At 38.5% G+C, this 22,017-nt stretch carries 15 protein-coding genes and 1 CRISPR repeat array; of the genes, 4 read left to right on the top strand and 11 right to left on the bottom strand.

Annotation, left to right across the window (positions count from 1 at the left end):
- Nucleotides 1-73 precede the first annotated feature (73 nt).
- Nucleotides 74-1,204: a hypothetical protein gene (locus PCY14_RS04440; RefSeq protein WP_301363198.1), complete on the top strand. Its 1,131-nt coding sequence runs from the start codon at nt 74-76 to the stop codon at nt 1,202-1,204.
- Entirely contained in the window at nt 1,194-2,483 is a 1,290-nt protein-coding gene (locus tag PCY14_RS04435; protein ID WP_301363197.1) for a hypothetical protein, read from the top strand. Before PCY14_RS04440 ends, PCY14_RS04435 begins: the two co-directional genes overlap by 11 nt.
- 255 nt (nt 2,484-2,738) lie before the next feature.
- A CRISPR array of direct repeats spans nt 2,739-5,391; the repeat unit is 28 nt; unit sequence GGATCACCCCCGCGTGTGCGGGAAAAAC.
- A 20-nt stretch (nt 5,392-5,411) separates the two neighbouring features.
- On the opposite strand, the gene cas2e is transcribed toward PCY14_RS04435, so the two are convergent.
- The 11 genes from cas2e to PCY14_RS04380 all read right to left on the bottom strand — a co-directional run bounded on the left by cas2e (nt 5,412) and on the right by PCY14_RS04380 (nt 18,999).
- Nucleotides 5,412-6,317: a type I-E CRISPR-associated endoribonuclease Cas2e gene (cas2e, locus tag PCY14_RS04430; protein WP_008534595.1), complete on the bottom strand. Its 906-nt coding sequence runs from the start codon at nt 6,315-6,317 to the stop codon at nt 5,412-5,414.
- Nucleotide 6,318: 1 nt separating this feature from the next.
- Nucleotides 6,319-7,260 carry a type I-E CRISPR-associated endonuclease Cas1e gene (cas1e, locus tag PCY14_RS04425; RefSeq protein WP_021145406.1) on the bottom strand — a complete coding sequence of 314 codons (942 nt, stop codon included), beginning with the start codon at nt 7,258-7,260 and terminating at the stop codon, nt 6,319-6,321.
- A gap of 3 nt (nt 7,261-7,263) precedes the next feature.
- A complete protein-coding gene (gene cas6e / locus PCY14_RS04420) occupies nt 7,264-7,902 on the bottom strand; it encodes a type I-E CRISPR-associated protein Cas6/Cse3/CasE (RefSeq protein WP_021145407.1) in 639 nt (212 codons plus the stop codon).
- Nucleotides 7,903-7,906: 4 nt separating this feature from the next.
- The gene (gene cas5e / locus PCY14_RS04415) at nt 7,907-8,632 is read right to left on the bottom strand and encodes a type I-E CRISPR-associated protein Cas5/CasD (protein WP_301363196.1); all 726 of its coding nucleotides are present in this window, start codon (nt 8,630-8,632) and stop codon (nt 7,907-7,909) included.
- 14 nt (nt 8,633-8,646) lie between these two features.
- Nucleotides 8,647-9,714, bottom strand: a complete 1,068-nt coding sequence (gene cas7e / locus PCY14_RS04410) for a type I-E CRISPR-associated protein Cas7/Cse4/CasC (protein ID WP_301363194.1) — start codon at nt 9,712-9,714, stop codon at nt 8,647-8,649.
- On the bottom strand, nt 9,704-10,297 hold the full coding sequence (gene casB, locus PCY14_RS04405; RefSeq protein WP_293942052.1) for a type I-E CRISPR-associated protein Cse2/CasB: 594 nt from the start codon (nt 10,295-10,297) through the stop codon (nt 9,704-9,706). The genes cas7e and casB overlap by 11 nt, the downstream gene beginning before the upstream one ends.
- A 9-nt stretch (nt 10,298-10,306) precedes the next feature.
- Nucleotides 10,307-11,974, bottom strand: coding sequence for a type I-E CRISPR-associated protein Cse1/CasA (locus tag PCY14_RS04400; RefSeq protein ID WP_021145411.1), 1,668 nt, complete (start codon nt 11,972-11,974; stop codon nt 10,307-10,309).
- Complete coding sequence (cas3, locus tag PCY14_RS04395) at nt 11,961-14,741, bottom strand: CRISPR-associated helicase Cas3' (protein ID WP_301363193.1); 2,781 nt, start codon at nt 14,739-14,741, stop codon at nt 11,961-11,963. The genes PCY14_RS04400 and cas3 overlap by 14 nt, the downstream gene beginning before the upstream one ends.
- 293 nt (nt 14,742-15,034) lie before the next feature.
- A complete protein-coding gene (locus tag PCY14_RS04390) occupies nt 15,035-16,960 on the bottom strand; it encodes a DUF2207 domain-containing protein (protein WP_301363192.1) in 1,926 nt (641 codons plus the stop codon).
- A 97-nt stretch (nt 16,961-17,057) separates the two neighbouring features.
- Nucleotides 17,058-18,326, bottom strand: a complete 1,269-nt coding sequence (locus tag PCY14_RS04385; RefSeq protein WP_021145416.1) for a dihydroorotase — start codon at nt 18,324-18,326, stop codon at nt 17,058-17,060.
- Nucleotides 18,327-18,345: 19 nt separating this feature from the next.
- Nucleotides 18,346-18,999 carry a uracil-DNA glycosylase gene (locus tag PCY14_RS04380; protein ID WP_008534577.1) on the bottom strand — a complete coding sequence of 218 codons (654 nt, stop codon included), beginning with the start codon at nt 18,997-18,999 and terminating at the stop codon, nt 18,346-18,348.
- 214 nt (nt 19,000-19,213) lie between these two features.
- On the opposite strand from PCY14_RS04380, the gene PCY14_RS04375 reads away from it, so the two are divergent.
- The gene (locus tag PCY14_RS04375) at nt 19,214-20,410 is read left to right on the top strand and encodes a cation diffusion facilitator family transporter (protein WP_164376248.1); all 1,197 of its coding nucleotides are present in this window, start codon (nt 19,214-19,216) and stop codon (nt 20,408-20,410) included.
- A gap of 239 nt (nt 20,411-20,649) precedes the next feature.
- The gene (locus PCY14_RS04370; RefSeq protein WP_164376249.1) at nt 20,650-21,996 is read left to right on the top strand and encodes a DUF1958 domain-containing protein; all 1,347 of its coding nucleotides are present in this window, start codon (nt 20,650-20,652) and stop codon (nt 21,994-21,996) included.
- Nucleotides 21,997-22,017 lie beyond the last annotated feature (21 nt).

The following is a 22,017-nucleotide window of genomic DNA, read 5'->3' as shown; positions in this document are numbered from 1 at the left end:
AATTGTTATCTTCAAATTAACCACGCATAGACCCGTAAGATACTGGGTTCTCTTTTTAGCTGGAGTAGCGATTATGACTTTCAGCTTTTTAGGTATTCTCTTCCCAAAATCAGGTTTTATAGCGCTTGTATTCCTTCATTCTGTCAAATCCTTCAAAAATCTTAGACATACCATCTTGGAATCCTTCTTTATACCATTTACCTTTGCCCTAATGGTAAGGCTTGTGATTTCCCTCATTATTCCAATCTTTTTTCCTTTTGTCTTAGATTACAATTTCGCTGGCTTCTTAATCCTTTTCTTAGCCTTCTTACTTTGGTTTGCTCAGAATGCTCTTCTACAAGTCGATTATAATCGCTTAAAGCAAATTGATTCTGCCAGACCATGGTACAGATCTACGTCAGTCGCACTTTATAGTCTAGCAGTCATTTACTTTATCTCGGAATTGATTACGAATAATATCCAACTCACTCTTTTCTTTCTTATTGCTACGGCTTTAATTCTATCTAAACAAGTTACCCTCTATAGAAAAGAATTAAAAGCCCAAACAAGGGCTGCTCAAGAGGTGCATATAGACCTTCTGCAAAAATCAAGTCAAAACATCAATACTTGGTATCAAAAAAAGACTAGCCAAGAACTTTTTATCAAGGATGAAGCTGAAAATCTCTATGACCTCATTCGCTTCCAACAAAACGACGAAGCTGAGGAACTTATAGATTATTTGCTAACACCAAACCCTTTAGATAAAAAGATTGACCGATTCTACAGAAATAAGCTTGAAAACATAAAATTAGCTGACTTGCAGGCGCTTTTTGAAGCTAAATTTTTAAAGGCTAAAGAACTAGATGTCTGGGTTAGTATGGAAATTCCCGAACCAATCACTGTCTATCCTATTTATCCCTTAGACTGGGTTTATATCTTATCGACTATCTTAGATCATGTCATTGACCAAGCAAGAGACAGTAGACAAAAATACCTTAGCTTTGCCTATTTTAAAGACGAGGACAGTCAGCACTTTGTCGTGGAAAGCTCAAGCACAAAAGAAGATTCACCGATTACTTCTGATTTTAGCGACCCAGAATTAAAACGTGTCACCCACATTCTGGTCAATTATCCAAATGTTAACATTATTTCAAATACACGTGCTGGTATTTATCGTCTACAAATTGAAATTGACATGACCAAAGGAGGTTATCATGATTACTAATATTATCAATCCTCTCCTGCAGGCCATTAGTTTTATTTCTATCTGGTACCTTTATCAAATCATGTCTAAGGTTAAACCATTACCTGGGCACCTCTTTCTCATTTTCATCTCTTACGTTGCTGGGGCATCTTACTTCAACCTTGTCAAAATCATTGTAGACCCTCTTTTCTTTCTAGTTGTTGACTTGGCTCTTGTTAGAGAACGCTCCTTTTATCATCGACTTCTTTTTGCTTTTTATCCAACTATTCTCTTTGATGTTGCCACGCGATTGCTCTCAATCGTCATATTGCCTCATGTCCTACATATCAAGGGAGATGTGAGTCTTGATAATAACCTACATATTCTGACTTACTTTTTAGCTCCTCTTATCATCTTTCTGATCCTTAAGATTTTCGCTATTGATTTAGATCAGATGAGCAAACTCGATGAATACTGGGCGAGACGTAATTGGTTGCGTAGTACCACTTTTCTCGCTGTTTATTACGTCTTTTTCACAGTCATCCATGGTCTTAATAGCGTTCTTCCAACTACGAATGACCCCCAGAACTTATTTGAAATGGTATTTAGAGTGAGTTCAAATAGTATCATCGTTTTGATGCTTTACCTCGCCCTTCTCCTATGGGATTTTTACAATTGGAACGAAGCCGTCCACTCACAGTTCATCAAAAGATTGAACAGAGAACGTTTTAAATTGCTAGGGACTATGACTAATTACAACAAAGCCCTAGTCCAAATTATCACCCAAAAACAAAAATTTTCAGAGCTTTACAAAAAAAATCTGAAGGATGTCTCAGTAGCTTTAAAGGCTGATGATGCCACAAAAGCTAAAGATTTACTTGAGATTTATAAAACGAGTAATTCCATCATTAGTAGCCCAGAAACTCAAGAAAAATTGAATCAGCTGACTAATCCTATCTTAGCTAGTTTTCTTTCTAATCGTATTGTAGGGACGAGGTCAGCTCATATTGATATCACGATCAATATTAGTCCAAAATTTGGAGAAGTTCCTTTATCAGACTTAGATTTGTACCAACTTCTTCAGGCCTCAGACAAAGCTGTTCTCAAACAACTCCGTCCTGATACCAAGATACATAGTAGCTATCTACAAATGGACCATTCCCAACTTTTTGTTGTTGAACTACCAGTCCTAACTGATTCCGTTAGCAAGGACAAGGAACTTAATGATTTGGTTAAAACGCTGCCAAACGTCGATTACCGAGTCGGTTTCCATGAAGGCTACCTTATTCAAATTATTGAAGTCTTTGAGCCTGGATATTAAAACGATAATAAAAAGAGCCAATGGCTCTTTTTTGGTGTGCATATAAAGAAAAAGCGCTTGTTTTGGAACCTTTAGAAACAACACAGTTCTAAAACAATAAGGAGTAGTCTATGACAAGGTATGACAGCATTTCTACCTATAAGATATGCTGCTTACAACGGCAATACTTAAAAAGTAATCAACTAATTAGCGGATCTAAAAAGAGACCTCAACCAATCGATTTATATTGTCATATCATCATTTGACTAAAATTTGTAGGATCACCCCCGCGTGTGCGGGAAAAACTTATCGAGCAAGGCCGCAAGTCAAAGAATGGTAGGATCACCCCCGCGTGTGCGGGAAAAACAACAGTATCCATGAATTAGAGTTTTCAATCCCGGGATCACCCCCGCGTGTGCGGGAAAAACTCGTGTGGGACTTCAAAAGTTGGCTCTGGCTTAGGATCACCCCCGCGTGTGCGGGAAAAACAACGACATTGCACAACCGTTCGAAATTATTGTAGGATCACCCCCGCGTGTGCGGGAAAAACAACAGTATCCATGAATTAGAGTTTTCAATCCCGGGATCACCCCCGCGTGTGCGGGAAAAACCAAGCAATATCCAAGAGGGTGTTAATACTCTTGGGATCACCCCCGCGTGTGCGGGAAAAACTCACTAAGAGGATTGTCTAGTGACCTCATGTTGGGATCACCCCCGCGTGTGCGGGAAAAACGTTAATGATGTCCATAACCTTATCAATACAACGGGATCACCCCCGCGTGTGCGGGAAAAACTCTCAGAAAAAATTGAAAACTGTATCAAGGTTAGGATCACCCCCGCGTGTGCGGGAAAAACAGGTGCTTGTCAATAGGTGTTTCCAGTCTAGCGGGATCACCCCCGCGTGTGCGGGAAAAACTAATAAGTTTTTTCATTTTCAATTTCCTTTCTAGGATCACCCCCGCGTGTGCGGGAAAAACAAGTGATGGCATTGTCAGCCGTATTCGCTAGTGGGATCACCCCCGCGTGTGCGGGAAAAACTCTATTGCTCTCTGCTTAGACTGGCTATTGGCGGGATCACCCCCGCGTGTGCGGGAAAAACGAACTTACAGGAGCAGGTCTAGCTACAGATGTGGGATCACCCCCGCGTGTGCGGGAAAAACAATCTATCTCTTGACGCTCTAAACTGGCTTATGGGATCACCCCCGCGTGTGCGGGAAAAACGTATTCCGTAGAATCGCCTTTCTGCGGCTTCCAGGATCACCCCCGCGTGTGCGGGAAAAACTGTTCGTTGATACGTATGTTGACGGTAAGTTCAGGATCACCCCCGCGTGTGCGGGAAAAACTTTGAAATGCGTATATAATAGGAAGAAACCCTAGGATCACCCCCGCGTGTGCGGGAAAAACGACAAGCAAGCGAATACTAATGCAGTAATTGCAGGATCACCCCCGCGTGTGCGGGAAAAACATCAAGGATATGTGGGAATCGTTAACGGTCACGGGATCACCCCCGCGTGTGCGGGAAAAACTGTTCCCAATAAATGTATGTTCTTTTTGTGACAGGATCACCCCCGCGTGTGCGGGAAAAACACGCTATCAACGAGCTGCACCGCTTACGAGGTGGGATCACCCCCGCGTGTGCGGGAAAAACGCCAAAGGTATCGGAGACGGTCTCAAATCAGCGGGATCACCCCCGCGTGTGCGGGAAAAACTTGATTTTTTTCTTAGCGATTTAAGTCTGTTCAGGATCACCCCCGCGTGTGCGGGAAAAACTATATTACGACAATATGCCAGACAGTGAGCATAGGATCACCCCCGCGTGTGCGGGAAAAACAAGTTCGCAAGAACTTCTGAAAAATCATTGCTGGGATCACCCCCGCGTGTGCGAGAAAAACGCCGCACCGAAGGCTGTCACGAATGGCGCTGCAGGATCACCCCCGCGTGTGCGGGAAAAACTTGTTCCTCCTCTCTAACTAACTTACAAACATAGGATCACCCCCGCGTGTGCGGGAAAAACTTGAATATGCCATTCTATGCTTACTATGACATAGGATCACCCCCGCGTGTGCGGGAAAAACGCAGACAAGCACAATAGTCCACTTTTGCCAGCGGGATCACCCCCGCGTGTGCGGGAAAAACGTTCTCAGCGACAACCTCGGTCACGTAAACACGGGATCACCCCCGCGTGTGCGGGAAAAACACACATTCAAGGGTTTGAAGTCTAACTGGAGTGGGATCACCCCCGCGTGTGCGGGAAAAACTAAAAATGTCAGTCCTCTCACGTAAATACTTCGGGATCACCCCCGCGTGTGCGGGAAAAACCCGACGAAAAACGGAAGAATCTTGAAACAGACAGGATCACCCCCGCGTGTGCGGGAAAAACGCAGGTACTGTAGTTGATTCTGAAGGTGCTTTGGGATCACCCCCGCGTGTGCGGGAAAAACCATCAACGTTTGGCAAGTCGATACCTTCCGTGAGGATCACCCCCGCGTGTGCGGGAAAAACAAAATCCCGGATACATCAATCTAAAACCATCTAGGATCACCCCCGCGTGTGCGGGAAAAACGGGGTTACTTCTATCGTGAATGTGTGTCATTCGGGATCACCCCCGCGTGTGCGGGAAAAACTGGGTGGGGCGTAGCATGATGCAAACATCAACGGGATCACCCCCGCGTGTGCGGGAAAAACTCAAATGGCGTAAATAGACAGTCTAGCATACTAGGATCACCCCCGCGTGTGCGGGAAAAACTGAGCCCGACCTCTTGCGAATTATTAAATGCTGGGATCACCCCCGCGTGTGCGGGAAAAACTGCAACTCTGGCAAATCGAGGATAGGTGCATCGGGATCACCCCCGCGTGTGCGGGAAAAACGCGGTAGTAGTCGTAATCATTCTGTTTAATGCGGGATCACCCCCGCGTGTGCGGGAAAAACACTAAAAGATCCCAATGAAATTAAGACTTTTCTTTCATCCTAGCTAAGAATTTATTTACTTTAGTTGATAAATGATAGATTAGTCTAGCATCTTTCAAAGCTCTATGAGGAACTTGATCCTCGATCCCATATGCCTTTAGAGCAGTCTGCAATTGATAATTATCCAAGAATAACTTCTCATCCTTGACGTATCTCATTATATCATGAGTTTTATTTATTAATATGGGTAAACCAAATTTATTCAGTTTATTATTGATAAACTGAATATCAAAATGGATATTATAGCCAACTAAAGTTAATTTACCAATAAACAATAAAAATTCAGAAAGTACTTCTTCTAAATCGCGTCCTTCTTGATCTAATAATGATTTAGAAATTCCTGTCAATTTAGAAATTGCAGTAGGTAATTTCTCCTCATACTTAATCAAAGAATTAAATTCCTCTACTTGTTGTCCATTAAACTTGACTGCTCCAATCTCAATGATTGTATTCTTTTTCTCGTCTAGGCCATCAGTTTCTATATCAATAACAACATAAGGTTTTAAAGAGTTAGCTTGTGGTTCTTTATAACTAGAATATCGTTTTATTTTACGAGACTTCGCAGCGTTACTATATCCTAATTTAGGATGATTTTCTGAAGATATCTTTGGGTTAGGTATTAATACTAGTGGAATACCATCAAAATCCACAACAGATTTTTGGGAATTTATCGTATCAAACTGATAACCAATCTCGTTGCGATAGTAATAACTAATCGTTGCCTCTCCTTCACCAACATTTGCCTGAATTCTATTCCATAATTTCTCTCGAATCCTAGAATTAAAATTACCGATGTAAACTCCTGTAGCAATCTCTTGCATCCATTTAGTGAGATCCCCCCTAAGAGACGGAGGGACACTTTTTAATGTCACCACTGTAAAGGGCATCTCACAACTCCTCCTTGTAACTAACACCATGCTTTACAAGCATATCTTTGTCATCCCATAAAGATAGAGTATCGACAAGTAGTTCTTCATCATCGTCAAGATCAAATAAATGTTGAATATCCTGTACAATTCGAACTATTAATTTACCATCAACAAAGGAATCTCTAACCTTCTGACGAGCAATCTTCCCAATATCATCAATCTCAGTAAAATTAGCTGCGATTTCAAACGCCAACGGAATTGTTAATTCGGCTTTATATAAATCTGCTATATCGTAAATAAAAGATAAATCATGACCCGTATGTACAAATCCTAAACCTGGTGAAGCTCCTAATGCAACTACTATACTATGTACTAGACCATATAAAGCTACATTAGCAGCTGACAATGCTTGATTAACGATATCACCACCTTCAAAGTCATCAGGATTGTACTCTCTTTTAGTCCAAGAAACTTGATATTTTTCAGATTGCAACCGATAGACTCTTCGAACTCTCGATCCTTCCCGTCCACGTAGTTGTTGCATGGTCATCGCAGATACATCTTCATCTGGGAATCTCATTTGATACATCTTACGTGCAACCGCTAAACGTAATCGAGAATTTGATACAAGTTTTGCTTGTTTCTCTATAAATTTTGTTGAATGTGCCAAAGATCTCCCATGTGCATATTGACGAACACCACGTTCACCAACCCAAACCATACTGGTTCCAGTATCTCCTATCAATTCTACAGCACGATGACTAATATCGGTACCCGGTCCTAATAACAATACACCAATCATAGCAGCTGGTATTCGAACTGTTCCTCTACTATCTATCACTGTGATTGCACTATCAACACGATTTATTTTAGCATGTTCAACGTAAATAAAACTAACACGATCGCTAATTTTAGGTAGTTCTCTCAAAGAAGTTTTCTTAGCTCCACTTTTTTCTACCATGACTCATTCCTCAAGTGGCACCACTGTCATCAAGCCAAAACCATATGCTTTTTTCTTTCCAATTCCCTCCGTCAGCATTTTTTTGAAAAGCGTCTCATCACTAACAGTTAAAGTACCTTCGTAAACAACTTTTGATAGACGTATGGGATTTTCTGATTTCTGAAAAAGCTCATAACCACGCTCAACAATTGAAAATCTTTCCCCTACTAATGAGAAGCCATTTTTCTCAGATCGTTTCACTAGAAAATCCATCTGATGTTCAATTGTCACATGTGGCTTTACAACCCCACGTTTTGATTTATCGGGTGAAGTAATTGAAATAACCGGATTCAACACTACTCTAAAATTCATTCGACAACCAGTTTTGATGTTATCTAAAAAATGTTGATAGTGCTTAGTTTGAGCGCTTCCTACAACACCATATTTTTCAAGTTTTTGTAAATTAGGTTTTTCTTTACTTACAATAATAAGATAATCCTTATCTTGAATACGATCGATTCGCCATAATTTTCTTGTACGGATTGATTGCTCTAATTCCGATGGAAAACTCTCTTCCACCCAAGCATGATAAGCTCCTACATGCGTTAAATCTCTAACCTTTAGTCTATTATATCGATCAATTTCTACCCTAGAAATGTACATTACTTCAATCTCCTATACTCTCAAAAATGTTATGCTCTGTATTCCTATTTGAAAAGTGAGGATTTTGAACACTAATTAATTCACGTACTTCATATCTAAAACCAAATCTTCTCCCTTTTTGTGAAAATGACCTAACATAATCTTGCCTCAGCTGATATACATCCTTATTGACTAACTGATTATCTAGATAAACTTCCAAAGAAATAGCATCCTTATCATGAGATTTTTTCATAAACCATAGAGAAGCTTGCCATTTCAGAGATTTTAGGCTCTCCAATGGATTAACATCTGTCTCACCTAAGATAAAGTCTGAAATTATTGGGAGTGTCCTTCTTCCCATAAAAGGTTGGAAATAGGGATTTTTTAGAGCACCTTTAATGATATCTATAAAGCTATCATCTGTATGGGAGAGGGCTACAACAAATACAGCGTCTTCTAGATAATACCGATTCGTAACATAATTTCTATCAAATTTACCCTTTTCTGTATACTTCTGTGCAACATGGAAGTCTCTTAACAGATTTCCTTGCTGATCGACACGAACAGCAAAATCAAGTTCATTTAGTTTTTGAATTTTTTCATCTTCGTCTCTCCTATAACCTAAACTAGCAGCAAGTAGTCCAATTACCGCACTTTTGGAAGGATAAAAATCTGTATGCCTAGTTTCAAAATGTGAACTCGTTCCCCATGATTGTAAGGGGCCAGCAAATTTCAACAATATCGTCTTCATAGCATTCACCTATTTTAAATATATTGGGCTATCATTTCTGAAAAATCTTCCAATAATTTTGAAATTGAATCTTTTTCCTCCCCAATTTGTTTTAGATTGTCGCTCTCATGCAAAGTAACATAGAAGGTCATAAGTGGTTTGTCTACAAATTTCTCAACCTTAGTAAACTCTTTGGCGAGTTTATCGATAGATTTAGTAACATAGCCCTCTATTGATTTAACTGGTTCTTCAAATGCACTGACAAGATTAACCGGACGATCACTTCGAACCGTTACAATTAAAGTCTGTGGTAGCGTTTGATTAGCAAATGTATTTACTTTCCCTGTTGGAAGTGACTTTGCAAAAGCCTCAATGAACAAAGATAAACTATTCTCCAACGATTCCTCATTTCCTAATTGTTTTGATAATTCATGAATCGCAACATTTGCATAGCGATATAGTGTAGAAGAATTAAACTCTACCGTTCCAAGCATACCTGCCCCTGCATTATCCTCTGGAGCTAAATCATCAACAGCCGTAAAGAAATCAAATTCAGTTTGTACAGCATGTGTGGAAATGGCATGTGCAACCTGAGAAGAAGAATCCTCATTAAGAGTTGGATCTTCAGCTACCATTCGACCAAACAGGGCGATATCAATAGCTGGATCTGCATTAGCCAACTTTTGAAGCTCTTTTTTATGTGTTATATTGTCATAGGCTGCTTGAGCTAACTTCTTAGCTTGACTATCACCCATAAAATAAAGTACTTTAACTTCACCTTTTTTCTTGATTCCAGAAGCTATCAATACTTTATCAGCTTTTTCCAAAGCATCTTCAATACTGATAGAACTATCTAGTTCTACTATTTTATCTGCAACATATCTCACAATTTCTTTTGTTCTAATACCAACATTCGACTGATCACCATGAGTATTAAAATACTCTCTCATCGCTTTCTTCCATGCTTGAGAACTTACGCGAGATCTTCTAACTCCTCCATACTGAGCTGTTTTCGGACTACCTGTATCATCTCTATTCATATTTGAAGGTGGTAAGGTTTGAATAGCATGAATATCTAAAAATAATCGTTGTTCAGTTGTCATTGTTTTTTTCTCCTTTAATTTGTTTATAATATGCTCTTGCCCAATTTAGGCGGACATTTTCTTGACTATTATTTAAAAACCAATATAAATCATTTGCTAGGCCAGAGTAATTAACCTGAATCACCGGTGACTCCACTTTAAGTAGCGAAATCAAATGCCTTAAATGATAAGTAAGTTCTTCAAACGTTGATGAGGTAATCATGGTATTGAATCGTCTATCAATTGAAGTGGTATCATCTTCTTTCCTAAGCTTACCAAGTGCAGAACCTATATTTTCATAGGGCTTAGAATCATCTAGCATCACACTTGTTGAAACACCTTGCTGATGCAATGCATACAATTGAAGCGCTGTATAAATAGCTAATTCCTCATAGCTTGGTTGCTGATAAGAACTTAAAAACTCCTCTGGTAAATTTTTGAACAGAATTGGCCACATTTCTGTTGCTTCACTCAAGGGTTTCCCCAATGTTTTCCTAATTTTTGCTAGTGTAGCTTTATCATACGTTTCCTCTTTTTGGTTACTCAATTTAAAAATAATTCTGTTTGTAACAGTCCAAACTGTTTGTTTAGTTTGTTGTGACATTCTCTACTCCTATTTTAACTGTTGACGAAGCCAATAATCAAACGAATTATAGGCAGTTGCAATATTCTTAATTCGCCCATCTTTTTGGATACCAAGATAGTCTCTCGTACCCCCTTGATGTAAAATAACTTCTGCTTCAGCTTTAACTATTTTCTTCAGTAAATCTCTCCATTCTTGTATCTTAGAATCTTTATCATCTTCTGGTTGAATGCTAGCTAACCATTGTCGGAAAGGTTGGTCGATTTTGAAATATAGACTTTCAACCATCTGTTGAGTATAACTACCATTAGAGATATTTCGAATTTCCTTTATATCATTAATATACGTTTTATATGTTCTAGAAATAATTATTTTTGTTTCTTCTACTATTTCATTGATACGAGGAACCCAACCACCCTCGTCTAAATCCGTTAAAACCAAATCATTGATAAAAATTGAGTCAATAACCTCATCCGTTGGAAGCCTTGATTGAGGGTTTCCATCGTCCTGCATACTAATTGCAACAATATTTGATAGTCGATTTCCTATTATATCATCAATATTTGTAAGCCATTCGATAACGCCTGGTTTTCTATGTTGAAGACTAGTATCTTTTATAGATAACAAGCCAAAAGATCGCCATAAAGACTGATTCAAAAGATGTTTCTTTGGTGTATAGCTATCCCTATTTTTACCCGAAACATTATACTTCCAAAGTGTCATTGGCTCCAAAAAATTATCCCTATGATTGATATCAGGTAATTTCACAATATCAAAAGAGAAAGCTTTATTTAAATTAAAGTCTGGGTCAATATAGATTCCTTTACTCCAAATAGTATATAAACTAGCTATATTGGTAATATCTTTTTCATCAAGGTAACTTTTAATGATATCAGAACTTTCAAGTTCCCAGCAAGGTCGCTGAATATTTTCTACATTACCACATTCATTATACGGTGAAATATAATTTAGTAACAACGTTTCGAATAAAGTGTTACCTTTAATATAAATAGCACCAATATCAAATAGCCATCCTTTCGAAGGTGTATATTTTTCATTTCCAAAAATGACCTTATCGGATACTCCTGAATACCCTTGAAATGTAATTAGCCATCTAGCTAATTCTGCGGCAGTTAGAGTATTTTTATTTTCTTCATCTTTTGAGGAAAATAAAGCTATCTTATTTCCACTCTCAGATATAATTCTATTTATATTTTTACCCAAAATACTAGTTCCTTTAGCTTTGCTAATTTTATCTCCAGCAATCTCTTCTTTCGTTACCTGAAAAAATGGATACTTTTGGTCAAATAAGTAAAAGCGATCTCGCCATTTTTCTAAGTATTGATTAACAATATTTGGAAATCTTTTATTAGTCCAAAGTTTTTCCCATGTTTCATAAAGAGCTTCTTCATAATTCTCAATATCCATCTCATCCACTGGTTCAAGCTGATTCCATCCTTCATCAATAGTAAGATACTCATAAGCATTTCCATCTATATCAAATCGGGAAAAAACTGTATGCAAAACAGCCAACAATACTCGTAATACCGCAAAATCTTGTGTTTTCGTATCTCCTGCTAATTCTTTATACTGATGAGCATTTGTAAATAAATCCTGTAAAGAAACATCTTTTGTGGATCCTTTCTCGTCATAAACAACAGAAATCCAGGGTTCATCAAGTAAATTAAACCGACTCATTCTTATCCAACCTTTCTATGGTAACACCATATTTTTCATCATATAATAGTTTAAATCCATTCAGTATAAACTCATTGTTTTTATCAAAAATAATCCCAAGAGATCCCTTTAACCATGATGAGTTTCGCCATTGACTTAAGTGGCTATTGTTATATCTTTCAAGCTCATTAATCGTTTGATCAATATTAAAGGCTTTGGATAAACTCATCGGAAGTCGTAAAGTATTTTGTGCTACCTTTTTTGCAATTATAGGATCAGTAATATTCTGAGATATATCTTTATTTTCTATGAACAAACCATACCCATCAGATATTTTTTTTAAAGCAATCACTTCAACTGTATCTTCAATATCTCGAACTTGAGCATATGCTTTTTCTTCACTATCATTTGGATGGAGGTTCTTTAACCAACCAATCAGACTGTTAGTTCGAACTCTCGATTTTTTTAAGACAGGATTAGCAATACGGTATGACTTTGCCTTTGTTTCTTTATTTTTAATCTTATCATCATGTTCTATCTTAGCATCCAAATATTTTTTATGAAATTCTGGCTTTGGAAACGTAATTGTTAGGTCTGAATTATAAACCTTTTGGACTAGCGGTGAAATATCATCAGGAAGTCGTATTTTATCTGGTAAAAAGTATTGAGTTCTAGCTAATAGGTAGTCCCCATAAACCAAACGCGTTCCTTCATCAAAATCAAACTCTTCAAATGTTCCTAAAACATAAAATCTTGCTACTTCGTGCTTTTGGGGCCGTTTGATTTTGTGACGATGTAGTCGTCCGATACGTTGAATAAGTAAATCCATAGGCGCTAAGTCGCTTATCAGTACATCAAAATCAATATCTAACGACTGTTCAATCACCTGTGTACCAATAATGATTTTCTTTGGTGGACGCATTGCTTTTTTCCCAATTTCTTGCAGTAAATCCTTTTCTTTTCGGATTCTTTCAGTTGCTATGAAATTAGAATGAAGCAAATCTACCATATCATCTCCAAAAATATCTGAAAAATTTCTTGCCAATTCTTGAGATTTTCTCACCGTATTGACAATTATTCCCACTACTCCACCATTGTCAATAGCTTCTTTTACAATATCAAATAACCGTTCTTCTGGTAAACGATGAATGTAGATATTCTTTTGTTCTTGCTTTTCGAACGTTTTAACTTGATGAATGTTAGGTCCGTCATTATAAGTGATTAAAGGATAGGCGTCAATTTTTATCTGATCTGTATTTTCAATATCTCGCCATTTCACTCCCATTCCAGCCATATAGCTTCTTATGAGTTTTTCTCTTTGTTGGGCAGGTAAAGTTGCTGATAAAATAACTACAGGAACACCATAAGCTCCCATCCATCTGATGGCTTCCAACAAATATTGGCTCATATAGGCATCATAAGCATGAACTTCATCAATAACAACAACTTTTTTACTAAATCCCAAATGTCGTAAGGCCAAATGTTTTTGTTTTAAAGCCACCATTAAAAATTGGTCGACTGTCCCAACTACAAAATCATCTAATGCTGAAGTTTTTCTCCCAGAAAACCACTCATTGACAAAAATACTACCGTTTTCCGAGTCGTCCATGTTAATTGTATTTCCTTTAGGTAGCTCAATAAAATCCGTATTTAAGGCTGCTTTTCCATGAACCAGCTGAATGGAAAAATGATCAGAATTGTTACCCTTTATATTCTCTGTCCACTGTTCAATCCTCTTAAAAATTCCATTGGAGGTTGCTTGTGTGGGCAATCCAAAAAACAATCCACTACATCCTTTTTTACTAGATAACTGCTCTGATACCGCTAGAGCCGCCTCTGTTTTCCCGAGTCCCATTGGCGCTTCCAGTATCACTATCCCAGGATTAGTCGTCTTTTCGATTGTTTGTGAGAGTATCAGCTGAAAATTTCGTGGACTAAATCCAAATCTTTCCTGATAAAGAGTAACAAGGTCAACGAAAGTTTCAGGTTGCCACAAGTTAGATTTTTTCCACTTTTTAAACCCAGTTTCAATACGTTGACTCTTGCTTTTCACATCAGTTTCATCCAAACTTAACAAAGGAAAAAAATGCTCATTACTAGCAATCCAGTCAGACATTATGAGTAAACCTGATAGAATAACTTGAGCAGGCTGTTTGATTTTTGGAAGCTGAGACACAGAATTAAACCCTGTTTCTGTTAAAGCCCAGTTTAAAAAAGCTTCTTGAGTTGACTTCCATTTCTGATAAACGAGACTATCTTTCTTTTCATCCTGGTAATAATTGGAGGGATAGCTCTTTTGAGAATTTAAACCGTCTAAATCATCAACTGGTCGTCCATGGTGTCCACCAATAATTGTTGCAATATCTTCGTCCACGCCATAATGGGATAACAAATATTGACCTGCAATGCTATGATGACTCTTTTTAGGGGAGGCTAATTGGAGAGAACTAATCCCAGAAAAACCTGCGCGTTCCAATTTTTCTAACAATTGAATATCTAAATCTACTGAATTTGTATAACCTTTTTGCGTCTGAAAAGCTGGTGTTGCTTTACCGATATCATGAACAGCCCCTAGGAATTGTGCCAATCTTTTCCCTTGGTTTTCAATATTTGCTTTAGCATTAATAGAATTTTCAATTAATACCTTTTGTCCTTCACTTAACCAATGTTCCCATAAGAGGCCTGCAATATTTTTCGTGTCTTCTAAGTGTTGAGTTAATGGTAACCAAAGAAGTCTACCATTTTCCTCTGTTTTCTTAGCCCAAAAATTATCGTGAATCTGTTTCATATACAAATTTCCTTTAACATTGTATCACCTCTATATTTTATACCTAACACAAAAATTAAACAATATATAATTGAAAGAGCTTCCAACATTTCATTTAATAGCTCTTTCTTCATTACCAACTATCACTTTTAACACCCAAAAACTCCCCTTATAGTCTCTAGTGAAATAATGTGTTATTGTCACTGTCTCTATAAAGGGAGTCTAGTTATTTTATATTTTTACGTATCCACCTTCAACTACAAAGTATAGTTATTAAAAGCCGATACATTTGGTAAGTAATTGTTTTTCTGGTCTTAGAAGGCACCTCCACCTCCGCCTCCTCCACCACCAGAGAAGCCACCACCACTAAAGCCTCCACTACCACTACTTGAGTTGATAGAAAAGTTACTTACAGTATCTGAAGCAGAAACATAATTTTGCAATGCAGTTGAATTATTGAGCATGGCAAAAGATACAGGTGAATAAGTGAAGGCATCTAAAGATGGATTGCTAAGGTGAATGTTGTAACGTTTCAGGACGTCACTAACTTTCTTGGCCTGTCCATAAAGTGTCGCATAAACTAGAATACGATTCCATAAAACAATGGATTGTAATTCTGCTTGATTAAACTGCCCGATACTCTTAATCATGTTGTTAAAACTATGCCATTGATAATAAATATCCGAGTTTTCTGGAACAAGGCACCCGTTTGCCCGCCCATTGATTTGAAGACGATAAATAAGATGCATGGTAATAACTGGGAAGAAAATGAGTAAATATAAAAAGGATAAATTAGAGGAGAAACCAATTGAGAGAAGGAAGAAACCAATAGCAATGAGTACATAAAGAGATATAAACATTATGTTTGCTACTGAAGATAAATGCGTTTCTGAAGGAGTCAGCTGCCTATACAGGCTTGGTAATCCGAGTTGCTTTTCTTGATTTTCGACACCTTGGGTAACCCTTGTAGCATCTTCTAAAAACAGACTTCTAATATTTCTACCTATAGAACGAAGCTTATCTCTTTCTGTCCTATTTTTAGCTTTTTTATACTGACCTTCAATTTCACCTTCGTTGATATAGTATCGTGAGAACATATCTTTCTCTTTGACTTGACTTTGACCATCAAAGAGCATGTCAATAAAAGCTACTTCAAAATCGGCTAAACCATCACTTTTAACAAATTCAAGGATTGGCTCTCCCCTTGATTGACTAAAGGATAAATTTCCTCTATCTATAAGATCCAGTATCGTTGCTTGGACCATATGGTTAAAGGATATTGGGTAAGTCACACTATTCAGACCACTAATGTCAAATCGTTGGTTGTAGACGTTCTGAGCAAGAACTAGAGGAGCTAGATTTTGAGGTATGTCATAGAGTCTACTATCTTTTGGAAAACGTGGTGGCCTAGTGCTTCTCAAGACTGAACTATAAAACACAATAGCTAAAACAAATAGGACGAGGAGAAGTCCTGGGAAAAGACCATAGAAAATGATGTGATAAATCTTTCTATTTCTCACAATATCATTTTCCTGTTTTAGGAATTTATCTTTAGCTGAACTATTGATGATATTAGTGGAATTTTTAGATTTTAGACTTGGTGTCATAGGCCAATAAGCATGAAGTTCGAGTTTCCCCTTTGCAGGAAAATGATCAAACTGAATATTATAGCCTTCATCCGTCCTTTGAACCTGAGGATTTTTTTGAAAGAATCCTGCATGAGCATAAAGCTCACCCTTATTGGAATCTAAACCATCAACAGTAAAATCAACATGACCAATCGACTTATCCCAATCGGAAATCGGAAACCAATTGAGGACAGCAACATCAGAATAAAGATTTAAAATACGACTAATTTGCCAAGTAACCTTAAGAACAACTTTATCACCACTATGCCCCTGGTTGTAAACTTTCAGCTTAGTTCCATCTGATAATTCTGATGCTTCAACCCTAACATAGGGTTTGGTTTGGCCATTTACTGTCGCTGTTACCGTTGGATTACCACTAATGTAAAAACCATCTGGAACTGGCTTTGCACTACCCAATGTGACATACTGCCCATGATAATCACTCTCAAAATCATAAGTAATTTCCTGCGTAAATGTAGCACTACTATTATCCGAAATACTTAGATGCCCTTTGTATGAGGGGATACGGTAACTAACGTCATCAGCTTTAACAGAAATTACGGGGACTATAAAAGCTATTAAACAACCAAGCCAAATCAAAAATTTTTTCATATTCTCTCCTTACTGTTAGCCCTAAAACCAAAAGAAATGGCAATAGACAAAACCATAACAATTTCATTCGGTTTCTCAAATAAGAAGGGGCAAAAACTTAGGCTTGATAAACAATCTCACCGTCACAGATAGTGTATTTGACACTTCCCGTAAGCTCTTCACCGACAAATGGTGAGTTGGCCGCTTTAGACTTAAAGTCTGCTGTGACCTGACGTTTTTCTTTATCTGCAAAAATCACAAGGTCAGCTGGTCCATTTTCAGCCAAATAACCGGCATCGAAGCCATAAAGCTCAGATGGATTGCTGGTCATCACTTTCAATAACTCAATTAAACTCAAATGGCCTGCATCAACCAAGTATGTCAATCCAAGAGATAGAGACGTTTCGAGTCCTGTCATTCCTGACGGGGCTTTAGTCACATCAGCCACATTCTTTTCGTCTGCATGGTGTGGCGCGTGATCTGTGGCAATAACAGTTATCACTCCAGATTTCAATCCCTCAATAACGGCTTGACGGTCAGATTCCAAACGAAGTGGTGGATTCATCTTGGCATTAGCACCTTTTGAAAGCAAGAGGTCTTCAGTTTTTGAGAAGTGCTGTGGTGCTACTTCCGCTGTGACTTGTGCTCCAAGTTTTTGAGCAAATTCAACCACTTTGACAGATTCAGCTTTTGACAAGTGTTGAATATGAACATGGGCTTGGGTATCATAAGCAATCATGACATCACGCGCAATCATACTGTACTCAGCTACACCAGTTGCTCCACAAATATGAAACTCTTTTTTAGCAATATTTTCATTAAATCCGAGAATACCATTAAGGTCAGGGTCCTCTTCGTGAAGGCTGATAAAGGTATTATTCTCTTTAGCCAACTCCATGGCCTTTTTGACAATTCCAGCATTGGTCAATGGAATACCGTCATCTGAGAAACCAGCAGCACCTGCTTCAAGCAAACCCTTGAAATCAGTGATGTTTTCACCATCAAAATTCTTAGTGATTGTTGCAACAGACTTCACATGGATATTTTCTTTAGCTGCTGAAGTCAAGACTTCCTCCAAAGTTTCCTTGTCTGAAATCGTTGGATTTGTATTAGCCATCATTACAACAGTCGTAAAGCCACCCGCCGCCGCTGCTAAGGCACCAGTATGAATGTCTTCCTTATGGGTTTGGCCTGGTTCACGGAAATGAACATGGATATCCACCAATCCAGGAGCAACCACAAGACCAGTCGCATCAATGACTTGAGCATCACCTGCGTCAATATTTTCAGCGATTTTAACGACTTTTTTACCATCAACAAGAACATCAGCTTGCGTGTCTAAACCTGATTTAGGGTCGACAACACGACCATTTTTAATAAGTAACATAATCTTCCAACTTTCTATTTTACTTCAACCAATCAATTGGGGATTGGCCTTGAGAGACAAGGTAGGTATTGGCTTTTGAAAAAGGCTTACTACCAAAAAAACCACGATAGGCCGACAAGGGACTCGGGTGGGCACTTTCAATAATGGCATGCTTAGGATTAGTCACTAGAGACTTCTTCTTACGTGCATAGCCGCCCCAAAGTATAAAGACAACGGGACTATCTTTTTGATTGAGGACCTTGATAACAGCATCTGTGAACGGTTCCCAAATCTGACCGGCATGCCCATTGGCTTGACCTGCTGGAACAGTCAGACAAGCATTAAGCAATAGCACTCCCTGCTTGGCCCAGGTCGTTAAATCATGATGCGTTCTAGGCCCAAGATCCTCTCCCAATTCTTTGAGAATATTAACCAAAGAAGGTGGGGCTGGAATCGTCTCAGGCACTGAAAATGACAAGCCTTGAGCCTGATTAGGACCATGATAAGGGTCCTGTCCAAGGATAACCACCCGAACCTCTTCGAAAGGAGTCTCTAACAAGGCATTAAACACCTTGTCACGTGGGGGATAAACGATTCCCTGGCTATAAACCTGGTCCATAAACTGATTTATCTTTGAAAAATAATGGTCCGGCAAAGCTTCTTTCAAAAGCCTATGCCATGTCGAATGTTCCATAAAAACCTCTTTTTTAGACTGTTTAATCCCCTAAATTATACCATAAATGTGTAGGGAATATTCGGAAAATACTGAAAAAGGCTGACTCTTTGCATTCTCCTTCTGACTCTCATTTTAAAATCGAACAAGCATGACGATAAAAACAATACAACCTTTAATAAGCTATCATTTTATGCTATAATAAACACTTGTATTTAAACAAAAGGGTAATTCTATGACGACGTATGAAAACTTACGGGCGGCGAGGCGAGGTCCCATCGTTAGTATCGTAGCCTACATGCTCCTAACAATAGCGAAACTTCTCGCTGGACACTTTTTAAACTCTAGCTCTTTGATAGCTGATGGTTTCAACAACTTGTCAGATATCTTAGGAAATGTAGCTCTCCTCATTGGACTACACCTGGCTAGTCAACCAGCCGATTCAGACCACAGGTTTGGCCATTGGAAGATTGAAGACTTATCAAGCTTAATCACCTCCTTCATCATGTTTGTAGTGGGCTTCCAAGTCCTTATCCAAACAGTCCGAAAGGTTTTTCTAAGAATTGAAACTGTAGTTGATCCTCTTGGTGCTACCGTTGGAGTCCTCTCTGCCATCGTCATGTGTGGCGTCTACTTTTACAATAAGAGTCTTGCCAAAAAACTGAAGTCCAGCGCCCTCATTGCGGCTGCTAAAGACAATCTCTCTGATGCTGTGACTTCTATCGGAACCTCAATTGCCATCATCGCAGCATCTTTCAACCTTACCATCATTGACTATATTACTGCCATTATCATCACTTTTTTCATCCTAAAGACAGCCTATGATATCTTCATGGAAGCAACCTTTAGTTTATCAGATGGTTTCGATGAGAAAAATCTTAAGGCCTATGAAAAAGCCATTCTGGAGATTCCTAAAGTTACCAAAGTTAAAAAGCAACGTGGCCGTTCCTATGGGAGTAACATCTACCTTGACATTGTTGTTGAAATGAACCCCGACCTCTCTGTTTACGAGAGTCATGCCATCACTGAACAAATCGAAAAAGTCCTCAGCAAGCGTTTCTCTGTCTACGACACTGATGTCCATGTCGAACCAGCTGCAATTCCTGAGGATGAGATTTATGGCAATGTCTTCCATAAACTCTCTCGAAATGAAAAGATATTTCTATCAAAAATTCCTGACTATGAAAATCTTTTAGCCCCTGATTTCTACTTGATTGATGAAAATGGACATCATCACAACCGCCAAGAAGTCATTGCTAACCAACAACCGCTCCTCAACAATTATAAAGACTTTAAGATGACATCCGTAAGTCAAAAAACCAAATTAATTAGTTACGAATTGGAGGGAAATTTCCATACCAGTATCTGGCGTCGAAATGAGACATGGTTTATGATTTACCATCAAGTAACAACCATAAAAAATGACAAGTAACGAGCAAATAGCTCGTTTTTTTCTTGTCCCAGCATTATTGACTACAACATTCAATAGATTCTAAAAATTGCATTAAATTCTCCAAAGATGCTAAAAGACTAGGTTTTATATGGTATAATGGGAATAATAGTCACTATCAAATAAGAAAATTTCAGTTTGAGTGACATGCTTTTACTATTATTGAATGTGAGGAGGTTCTTGCTAAGTCAGAGCCTCATAGATAATAAAGGAGACACATTATGAAAAAGAAAATTGTTGCCATCCTTTTAACAGCTTGTCTGGCTCTAGCACCAAGTTTGTCTAGTGCTGACGAGTTAATGGATATCACACATGCCGCTGGCTATACTGAAGCTACGGAGGCCTATCGTCCTAAGTCCACTCTCCTAATTGATGGAAATACTGGTGACGTCCTCTGGGAAGAAAACGCTGATGAAGTCCGTGACCCTGCCTCTATGTCCAAGGCTATGACGCTTTATCTGGTCTTTGAAGCTATGTCTAAAGGTGAGATTTCAGAAGATACTGTCATCACAGCTACTCCTACCGATCAAGCTATAGCTGAGATCTATGAAATTTCCAATAATAAGATTGTCGCTGGTGTCCAATATACCGTTTCAGAACTCATTACCATGACTGCTGTGCCGTCTTCAAACGTTACAACCGTAATGTTAGCCAATTATCTGACCAATAATGATCCAGATAAATGGATTGATAAGATGAATGAGAAGTCTAAAGAGCTGGGAATGACCCATACCAAATGGTACAATGCTTCTGGCGCTGTTGCTGTTGCCTTCAAAGGCTACTACAACCCCCAACGCTATGATATCAACCAAACCAACCAGACGACTGCACGTGATTTGGCCATCATGACCTATAACTTTATCAAGAAATATCCGAAAATTCTCAATTACACCGACAAACCAGTTGTAACGGTTAAAAAAGGAACACCTTATGAGGAAACTTTCGAAACCTACAACTACTCTATTCCTGGTGCTAAATACGGTATTGAGGGAGTTGATGGTTTGAAGACAGGTTCTAGTCCAGAAGGTGCCTTCAACTATATTGATACCATCAAGCGTGGCGATCAGCGTATGATTGCTGTCATCATGGGTTCTGGTGACTGGTCTGACCAAACAGGGGAAGAAATTCGCCATACGTTTGGGAATGCTCTTGTTGAGAAAATGTACAAAGACTTCTCTTACAAGAAAGTTTTAAGTAAAGGCGAGCAAAAAATTGACGGTAAAAAATATGATGTCGCAAAAGATGTCTATGCCACTGTTAAAAAAGGCCAAGAACCTAAAATCTCTGTCAAAGATGACCAAATTGTGGTTGATAATGGCCTAAAAACAGTCTCACCTAAAATCAAAGCTACTTCGGTTAAGGCTACTAAAGTTAAAGGCTGGTTCGATTTTGGAAGTAACCAAAAGGGTAATGCAACCACTAATACTAAAGGAAGTAACAGACTACCTGTTTATTTCTGGTTCTTATGCCTTGTCCCAGTTGGACTTCTATACTTGATTTATCTTAACGAAAAAGGCCATCGACAAAAAGTCAAAGAACGCAAACAAGCTCGACAATCTAACAAGTAAAAAAAAACGTGCGCAATGGCA

Source organism: Streptococcus sp. SV2, from assembly GCF_030440175.1.
Taxonomy (GTDB): domain Bacteria; phylum Bacillota; class Bacilli; order Lactobacillales; family Streptococcaceae; genus Streptococcus; species Streptococcus raffinosi.
Note: the sequence above shows the minus strand (reverse complement) of the source record. Positions and strands in the feature narration are given on the sequence as shown.